Genomic DNA, 8781 nt, shown 5'->3' with positions numbered 1-8781 from the left:
CACTGTGCGCCATCGCTTGCGCCGGATCGAGAAGCACACCGGCCGGTCCCTTTCGCGGCCGAAGGATGTCGCCGAACTGTGTTTGGCTTTCGAGGTACATCGCCGTCTGATGTAGCCGAAACCCTGCATACCTTCTCCCCGCATAGCGTGACTCCGGATCCCTAAGCCCGTCGAGGCCTTCGGCCTCATAGCGGACCAACCAGGAATGCAGCGTCTGCCGCGACACTCCTACTTTCGAAGCGACCTGGCATATCGACAACCCGTCGCTGATCACCGCCAACACCGCCTGATACCGCTGCTCGGCCACGCTCAACTCCCTCATCTAGGGAGTGTCAAGGATCAGCCGAAGTAGGTGTAAAGCATCAGCCGAAACACTGTCAGCCATCAACCGACATAGAAATGTCAAGCATCAGCCGACGTCATACACCTCTGAAGTGGGGCGGGCGGGGCTCGAACCCGCGACCAACGGATTATGAGTCCGCGGCTCTAACCAACTGAGCTACCGCCCCGACGGAGTAGTTCCGTAGGAAACCGTAGCGGAAGGCTGAAGTCAGTGTCCGTCGGGCGGCGCAGCCGATCGGATCAGGCCAGATGCGCGCGGTGGGCGCCCCACATCGGGAGCGCCCACCGGCACTACGCGTCTATGTCTCGACGTCAGGCGGCGGCCGGCCCCGGCTGCCCCGCTTGAGACTTGATCTTGGGAATCAGGTCAGGCGCGTAGACGAAAATCGCCGACTCGACCTCCCATTCAGCCTGGGCCTGGCTCAACGGGGTGGTGCGGGTGATCATGTTGATCAGCTCCTGGCCCTCGCCGAACGGATTGGGGTTGGCCCGCACCTGATCGGCGAACCAGCGGCCCTCGGCGGCCTCATGGCAATCGCTGTAGTCCGCGTTATGCACCATTTTGTTCTGCGCCAGCAGTTTGATGTATTGATCGTCGGCGGGACTCAAATTGCAGGCCGCCGATGCCTGCGGCGCTGACGCCACAGCACCACCGAACATCGCGGCCCCCAGCGCAAGACCGGCGGCCCCCACCGTCAGCACCTGCACGCGCGATCGTGTCATTGTCACTTCTTCGGACCCCCTTATCGTTAATTTGCTAGCTTTTCTTCGCAGCAAAGATCGGATACACCGGGGACAAGTGCGGCAAACGACGATTCCGACAAACAACGCATGAACAGCAACTAGCTAAAATTACTGTGCGAGAAACACTCCGGGTCCACTGCGGCAACGAGACAGAGCTCAAACGACAGCGCCGCGCGGCTTGTTGACGGACGTTGAACGACGGTGTCGCCGTGCGAGTCTGAGTTAGCTGATGCCGACGACTGAAAGCGGCCGGAGGGCAAAGCCCTCACGGCCCCTTATGTTGGAGATTACGAAACCCGTTGCGCCACAGTGGCGTTAGGCCGTTTGCTACGCAGTCGGCCAGTTTGCTTTCGCAGCTTGATCTTTGATCTTGGGAATCATGTCTGGCGCGTAGACGAAGATGGCCGACTCGACCTCCCACTCCGCCTGGGCCTGAGTCAACGGGGTGGTGTTGGTGATCATGTTCACCAGCTCCTGGCCCTCACCGAACGGATTGGGGTTGGCCCGCACCTGATCGGCGAACCAACGCCCCTCGGCGGCCTCATGGCAATCGCTGTAGTCCGCGTTGTGCACCATCTTGTTTTGCGCGAGCAGGTTGATGTACTGGTCGTCGGCCGGACTCAAATTGCAGGTAGCCGAGGCTAGTGGAGCTGACAGCACGGCGCCGCCGAGCATCGAGGCGCCAAGCGCGACGCCGGCAGCCCAGACTGATGACACTCGAACGCGCGAGCGTGTACGGGTGCTTGTCATTTCCGAACCTCCCTCTGCGCGGGAACGCAGTCGCTTCCGGCGCAACCCCAAGCTAGAAATTTCGCAAACCACCGACACGGAAAGCCATCCGGACCGTGGGCCGATTACGCACGATCCATGGCCATCCGGCCCGGGCCACGCTGCCATTTCGCTACCGTCAGTTCTCGGTGTCGTTTCAGTGTCGGCGAACGGGCTAAAAGTAGCGAATGACCCCCGCACACAGCGGAAACGCACGCTTGCGCGTCAGTGTACGAATGGTTAACATTTCGTGCCCTCGGCTCCGCAGGCCTGGGCCGCGGGCCCCGTCGCCAAGCGGTGCCGGAAGCGCTGTAAACGGGTGCTGCTTGACGTCAGGGCGCCGACAGCTAAGACCTGCACGGCTCAGCGCCACCTGACCTCGCGTCCGCAAACGTCAGCTGAATACCGTCTGGCCGTCGGCGTCGAGCAAGTACCGCTCAGTGCCGTTCTCGACGCGCGGCGTGTCGGCGCCCAATGACACGGCGACTTTATTACTGGCATTCCGCATGATGTCAAAGGTGAGCTCCACGGCCTCGGCCTCGGAGAACCTGGAGCGCACCTCGGCGACATCGTCGGCGACGAGGTGCGCAGGGGTCCAAATTAACGCATCGGCATAGCGCAGCGCTGCTTTAGCGCGGTCGTCGAGCAAACCCGACGACTCGAAGCGATCGATCTCCTCGTACAGCGTCTCCGAACCACCGGCATCGAGCGCACCGCCCTCGCGTAGCGAGTTGCACAACCGGCAATTGTGCTGCGCCGCCCCGCGCAACCGGACCAATTCGGAGGTCACGGGGTCGAGCGCACGCATTCGCGCCACCGCGATTAAAAAGTCGCTGAACACCGGATCCGACGGGTCGGTGGTGTGATCCCACGTCATCGGGCCGTCCACCCAGGCCAGGTATTGCGAGCCAACCCCCAGCGCTTCCAGGCCGGCCCGCACCCGGGGGATGAAGTCGGCGATGTACATCTGCACGACGACACCAAAGGTGCGGTCCCCTAACTGCTTCCACAACCGCGACCGTTGCTGGGCGGTGATCGCCGAGACGTCGGCACTGAATTGTTCGGCGAAATCGGCGACGGCTGCCTCGGCCTCCGATTCCGGCTCGCCCACCTCGACGCTCACGGGCAACGGCGGCAGCGACATGGTCTGTGCACACACCCGTCGAACCAGCGCCGCGATGCGACCGTCGCCTGGGCACAACGACACCAACCGCGTGAGCTGGTCTTCTCGAACAGAAACCGGAGCCGCCATTCGTCACACGCTAGAACGCGCGTTGCCCGGCGGCAATGAATTACTGGGCCTGGCTCACCGACGACATGTGGAAATCGGGTATCCGCAGCGACGGCATGGCGGCGCGCGTGGCCCAATCGCCCCATTCGCGCGGCAGGGTCTTTTCACTGACGCCGGCCTCGGTGGCCCGTCGCAGCAGGTCCAACGGGCTCTCGTTGAACCGGAAGTTGTTTACCGCGGCGGTTACCGTGCCGTCCTCGATGAGGTAGACACCGTCGCGGGTCAGCCCGGTAAACAACAGTGTGGTGGGGTCGACGACGCGGATGTACCACAGCGTGGTCAGCACCAGGCCGCGCTCCGTTGTCGCGATCATGTCATCCTGGCTGGCCGTCCCCCCGGTCATCACCAGGTTGTCGGCGGCAATCGCTACGTCGGCGTCGTATTTGGCGGCGGTGGCCCGGGGATAGGCCAAAGCGTTGATCACCCCATCGCGGATCCAGTCCACTTGATTGATGTCCGCGCCGTTGTCGAACACCGACACCGTCTCCGAGGAACTGCTGACCGCGACGAAGGGCGTGCAGGCGAGGCCGGGCGCCATCGGATCGGAGAAGAGCGTCAGCGGCAAGTCGGTGAGCCGCTCCCCCACTCGGGTTCCGCCGCCTGGCGCTGAGAACGCGGTCCTACCCTCCTGGGCGCCGCGGCCGGCCATCGACCAGGCCATGTAGATCATCATGTCGGCCACCGTCGACGGCGGCATGATCGTCTCGTAGCGGCCCGCCGGTAACTCGATGCTGCGCTGCGCCCAGCCCAGCCGCGTCGAGAGCTGCTCGAGCAGCGAATCGGTTGGCACATCGACGAAGTCGGGTGTGCCGACACCCGCCCAGGCGCTGGCGTCGCCGCGTTTGGCGTTGATCTCCACCGCACCGGTGGGCAGGGTGAAACGTCGGCGCAATCCGGTCGACGACGCCAGGAACGTTGTCGAAACACTATGGTGGGCAAAGCCGTATAGCCGGTCCTCGCCGCGAAACCCACGGCTCAGCGAGTCGGCGACATCGGAGAAAACCAAGGGTCCGGTGCCGGGTACCGGCGCGTCCCAATCGACCGGCATCCCGGTATCGGCGAGCAGCGGCGCGGCATCGCCGGCCTCCGGCGCAGCGCCGGCCGCCTCCTGCGACGCCGCCACCAGCCCGGGCAGCACGCGCGGATCGGCCTCAGCGGACACGACCGTGCCGATGCGCGCGCTGGACCCGCGACGCACCACCGAAATCACCGTGACGCTGCGGCTCACCGAAACCCCGTTGGTGGTCATCGAATTGCCCGCCCAACGCAACGTGGCCTCGACCTTGTCGGTGACCAGCACCATGGTTTCGTCGGCACGGCCGAGCTTGGCCGCCTCATCGAGCACGATGTTGACGACATGCTGCGCAGTGATCATCGGCGCCGCTCCTCAGCATCGCGTCGCTCCGCATCGTCGCCAGCGCGGATCATCGAAGCCGCTCCTCAGCATCGCGTCGCTCTGCATCGTCGCCAGCTCGGATCATCGGCCACCCTCGGTGCGGGTGTTGAGCACGTTGACGCCGCGGAACAACGCGGACGGGCAGCCGTGGCTGACCGCCGCGATCTGCCCGGGCTGAGCCTTACCGCAGTTGAACGCACCGCCCAGACGCCATGTCGACCGGCCCCCCACGGCCTCCATCGAATTCCAGAACTCGGTCGTGGTGGCCTGATAGGCGACGTCACGCAACTGACCGTCCAGTCGGCCGTCGCGGATTTGGAAGAAGCGTTGGCCGGTGAACTGGAAGTTGTACCGCTGCATATCGATTGACCATGACCTGTCGCCGACGATGTAGATCCCGTCCTCGACCCGGCCGATCAAGTCGTCGGTGCTGATGTCGTCGGGTGCGGGCTGCAGCGACACATTGGCCATGCGCTGGATCGGCACATGATGCGGCGAGTCGGCATACGAGCATCCGTTGGAGCGTGGCTGCCCCAGCCGCTGGGCGAACACCCGGTCGAGCTGGTAGCCGGTGAAGATTCCGTCGCGCACCAGATCCCAGCCTTGCGCGGCCACCCCTTCGTCGTCGTAACCGATGGTGGCCAGGCCGAATTCGACGGTGCGGTCGGCGGTCACGTTCATCACCGGCGACCCATACCGCATGATGCCCAGCTTGTCCGGCGTGGCGAACGACGTGCCGGCGTAGGCAGCCTCGTAGCCGATCGCGCGGTCGTATTCGGTTGCGTGCCCGATCGATTCATGAATCGTCAGCCACAGGTTGCTCGGGTCGATCACCAGGTCTTTGCGACCCGGAATAACTGTGGGCGCCTTGATCTTTTCGGCCAGCAATGACGGCAGCTGCGCCAGCTCGTCGGTCCAGTTCCACACCTCGTCGCCGGCCACGGCCTCCCAGCCCCGCCCCATCGGCGGCACCAGCGTCCGCATCGAATCGAAGCTGCCCGCCGCGGGGTCGACGGTCACCGCTTCCAGCGAGGGCAGCACCCGCACCCGCTGCTGGGTGATCGAGGATCCGAAGGCGTCGGCGTAGAACGTCTGCTCCTTGACGGCGGTCAGCACCGCCGACACGTGGTTGATGCCGCCGGCGCCCAGCAGCCGACCGGAGTAGTCCTCCAGCACGGCGATCTTGTCGGTCGTCGAGATGTCGAACGGGTCGATTCGGTAAGCCGACACCCAGGCCGCGTCCGCGTAGACCGGTTCGGGCGCCAGCTCGACGCGCTCGCTGCTCAGCGTCGCCAGCGTGGTCGCGACGTGCACCGCGCGCCGCGCCGTCTCCGCGGCCACCGTCGGCACCAACTCCGCGTGCGAGGCGAATCCCCAGGTGCCGTTTACGATCACTCGCACCGCCAGGCCCACCTCACGATTGATCACCGCCGTCTCCAACTGGCCGTCGCGCAGCTGGATGATCTCAGTGATGATGCGATGAACACGCAGGTCGGCGTGCGTCGCCCCGGCCGCTTTGGCCGCCGACAGCGCGGCTTCGGCAAGGTCGTTGCGCGGCAGGTCCAGGAAGTCGGCATCGATCCCCCGGTTCGGTGTCACGCTCCCACCGTAACGACCGGTCACCCCAAACCCCGCCAGCGCCCGCTTTAATTACCCCATGGCCAGCGCGGTACGCGGGATTCATCCTCGATCCACCGCGCTGGGCTACGCGCTGCTGGCGCCCAGCCTGTTCGGCGTGCTCGCCTTTCTGCTGCTGCCCATCCTGGTCGTGCTCTGGCTGAGCCTGTGCCGATGGGATCTTCTCGGCCCGCTGCACTTTGTTGGCCTGTCCAATTGGCGCTCGGTCCTGACCGACGCCGGGTTCGGCAACTCGCTGATCGTCACGGTCATCTTCGTGGCGATCGTGGTGCCGGCGCAGACCGTGTTGGGACTGCTGGCCGCGACCATGCTGGCCCGCCAGCTTCGCGGCACCAATCTGTTTCGCACCCTGTTTGTGCTGCCGTGGATTTGCGCGCCGCTGGCCATCGCGGTGCTGTGGCGCTGGATCCTGGCTCCCACGGACGGCGTCGTGAGCACTGTGCTAGGACACAGCATCGAATGGCTCTCGGATCCCAGCTTTGCGCTGCCGCTCGTATCGGCCGTGGTGGTGTGGACCAACGTCGGCTATGTCGCGCTATCGTTTCTGGCGGGCCTGCTGGCCATTCCCGAGGACATCCACGCCGCCGCACGCACCGACGGCGCCACCGCATGGCAGCGGTTCTGGCGCATCACCATGCCCATGCTGCGACCGACGACCTTCTTTGTGTTGGTGACCGGGATCGTGAGCACCGCACAGGTTTTCGACACGGTGTACGCGCTCACCGGCGGCGGACCGGCCAACAGCACCGACCTGGTGGCCCATCGCATCTACGCCGAGGCTTTCGGTTCGGCGGCCATCGGCCGGGCGTCGGTGATGGCGGTAGTGCTGTTCGTGATCCTGATCGGCATCACAGTGGTTCAGCACCTGTATTTCCGGCGAAGGATCAGCTATGACCTCACCTAGTCGGGTCACCAATGCGGCGCTTTATGCCGGGCTGTCGCTGGGTGCCTTGATCACGTTGGCGCCGTTCGCACTTGGATTGATGACGTCGTTCACCTCGGCGCACCAATTCGTCACGGGTACCCCGTTGCAGCTGCCGCGGCCACCTACGCTCTCGAATTTCACCAACCTGGGCGGGGCCGGATTCGGCCGCGCGGCGGCGGTGACCGCCTTGGTGACGGCGGTGATTCTGGTAGGCCAGTTGACCTTTTCGGTGCTGGCCGGATATGCCTTCGCGCGCTTGCAATTCCCCGGGCGTGATGCGCTGTTCTGGGTGTACATCGCGACGCTGATGGTGCCGGGAACGGTCACCGTGGTGCCGATGTATCTCATGATGGCCCAGCTCGGTCTGCGCAACACGTTCTGGGCGTTGGTGCTGCCCTTCATGTTCGGTTCCCCGTATGCGATCTTCTTGCTACGCCAGCACTTTCGGATCATCCCGAACGACTTGATCAACGCCGCCCGCCTGGACGGCGCGAAAACCTTGGACGTGATTGTGCACGTGGTGATCCCGTCCAGTCGCCCGGTGCTGGCCGCGCTGGCGTTGATCACCGTCGTCTCGCAGTGGAATAACTTCATGTGGCCGTTGGTGATCACCAGCGGGCACAAGTGGCGCGTGCTCACCGTCGCGACCGCCGACCTGCAGTCGCGGTTCAATTCCCAATGGACGTTGGTGATGGCGGCGACCACGGTCGCGATCGCCCCGCTGATCGCGCTGTTCGTGGTCTTCCAACGCCACATCGTCGCGTCGATCGTCGTCTCGGGACTCAAGTGAGACGGCCGCGCTTTTCCACACTGGTCGTGGGATCGGTTGCCCTGGTGGCGGTGCTGCTGGCCGCGATGGCGGTGCTGCTGGATTACTCCGGCCAGCCCCATGTCGGCAAGACCGTCGTCACGGTGCGCATCTGGGGCGATCAGATCGGTGCGGCCTATCGACAATCGTTCGAGGCCTTCAGCCGCGCCCATCCCGACATCGACGTACACCTGAACGTGGTGGCGTACTCGACCTACTTCAACACCCTGCGCACCGACGTGGCCGGCGGCAGCGCCGACGACATCTTCTGGCTGTCCAACGCCTACCTCGCGGCGTATGCCGACAGCGGCCGGCTCCTGAACATCGGCGAAGTGCTGGGGCCCAAGGCCGCCTCGGATTGGGAGCGGCCGGTCGTCGAGCAATTCACCCGTAACGGCACGCTGTGGGGCGTGCCGCAGCTGACCGACGCCGGAATCGCGCTGTACTACAACGCCGATCTTCTCGCCGCCGCGGGCGTCGATCCCGCGCAGCTGAACACCCTGCGGTGGGGCCCCAACGACGGCGACACATTGCGTCCCCTGCTGAGCCGCCTCACCGTCGACGCCGACGGAAACCGCGGCGACACATCACGTTTCGACGCAGCACGAGTGCGACAGTGGGCATACAACGCGGCCAACGACCCCCAGGGCATCTACCTGAACTACATCGGTTCGGCCGGCGGCGTGTTCCAGCGAGGCGACACCTTCGCGTTCGACAACCCCGCTGCCGTGACCGCCTTTCGGTATCTGGTCGATCTGATCAACCGCGACCACGTCGCGCCGCCCGCCGCCGACACCAACGACAACGGCGACTTCTCCCGCAACCAATTCCTGGCCGGCAGGATGGCGCTGTTTCAGTCCGGCACCTAC

At 64.9% G+C, this 8781-nt stretch carries 9 protein-coding genes, 1 tRNA gene and 1 pseudogene; 4 read left to right on the top strand and 7 right to left on the bottom strand.

Annotation, left to right across the window (positions count from 1 at the left end; all coding sequences use genetic code 11):
* On the top strand, positions 1–115 hold a 115-nt coding region (locus tag VFW69_RS23160), incomplete at its 5' end, for a helix-turn-helix domain-containing protein (protein WP_526505018.1).
* A gap of 30 nt (positions 116–145) precedes the next feature.
* Here the strand turns inward: VFW69_RS23160 and VFW69_RS23155 are convergent.
* The 7 genes and pseudogenes from VFW69_RS23155 to VFW69_RS23125 all read right to left on the bottom strand — a co-directional run.
* Positions 146–322 (bottom strand): annotated as a pseudogene (locus VFW69_RS23155) (helix-turn-helix domain-containing protein); the annotation flags it as partial.
* A 113-nt stretch (positions 323–435) separates the two neighbouring features.
* Positions 436–509: transfer RNA gene (locus VFW69_RS23150), tRNA-Ile, on the bottom strand.
* Between the two features lie 145 nt (positions 510–654).
* Entirely contained in the window at positions 655–1065 is a 411-nt protein-coding gene (locus VFW69_RS23145; RefSeq protein ID WP_526505016.1) for a hypothetical protein, read from the bottom strand.
* 348 nt (positions 1066–1413) lie between these two features.
* Entirely contained in the window at positions 1414–1836 is a 423-nt protein-coding gene (locus tag VFW69_RS23140) for a hypothetical protein (RefSeq protein WP_526505014.1), read from the bottom strand.
* Positions 1837–2248: 412 nt separating this feature from the next.
* The gene (locus VFW69_RS23135) at positions 2249–3106 is read right to left on the bottom strand and encodes a carboxymuconolactone decarboxylase family protein (protein ID WP_526505012.1); all 858 of its coding nucleotides are present in this window, start codon (positions 3104–3106) and stop codon (positions 2249–2251) included.
* Between the two features lie 40 nt (positions 3107–3146).
* Entirely contained in the window at positions 3147–4520 is a 1374-nt protein-coding gene (locus tag VFW69_RS23130) for a metallopeptidase TldD-related protein (RefSeq protein WP_526505010.1), read from the bottom strand.
* Between the two features lie 102 nt (positions 4521–4622).
* The gene (locus VFW69_RS23125) at positions 4623–6140 is read right to left on the bottom strand and encodes a metallopeptidase TldD-related protein (protein ID WP_526505008.1); all 1518 of its coding nucleotides are present in this window, start codon (positions 6138–6140) and stop codon (positions 4623–4625) included.
* Between the two features lie 58 nt (positions 6141–6198).
* Here VFW69_RS23125 and VFW69_RS23120 point away from each other — a divergent pair, with 58 nt between their 5' ends.
* The 3 genes from VFW69_RS23120 to VFW69_RS23110 form a co-directional block, all read left to right on the top strand.
* Entirely contained in the window at positions 6199–7083 is an 885-nt protein-coding gene (locus VFW69_RS23120) for a carbohydrate ABC transporter permease (RefSeq protein ID WP_526505006.1), read from the top strand.
* Positions 7070–7894, top strand: coding sequence for a carbohydrate ABC transporter permease (locus tag VFW69_RS23115; RefSeq protein WP_526505004.1), 825 nt, complete (start codon positions 7070–7072; stop codon positions 7892–7894). Before VFW69_RS23120 ends, VFW69_RS23115 begins: the two co-directional genes overlap by 14 nt.
* Positions 7891–8781, top strand: an 891-nt coding sequence (locus tag VFW69_RS23110) for an ABC transporter substrate-binding protein (RefSeq protein WP_526505002.1), incomplete at its 3' end; no start/stop codon positions are given. The genes VFW69_RS23115 and VFW69_RS23110, both read left to right, overlap by 4 nt.

This window comes from Mycobacterium sp., assembly GCF_036273375.1.
In the GTDB taxonomy this organism is placed as follows: domain Bacteria; phylum Actinomycetota; class Actinomycetes; order Mycobacteriales; family Mycobacteriaceae; genus Mycobacterium.
This window is presented reverse-complemented; position numbering and strand designations above follow the sequence as displayed.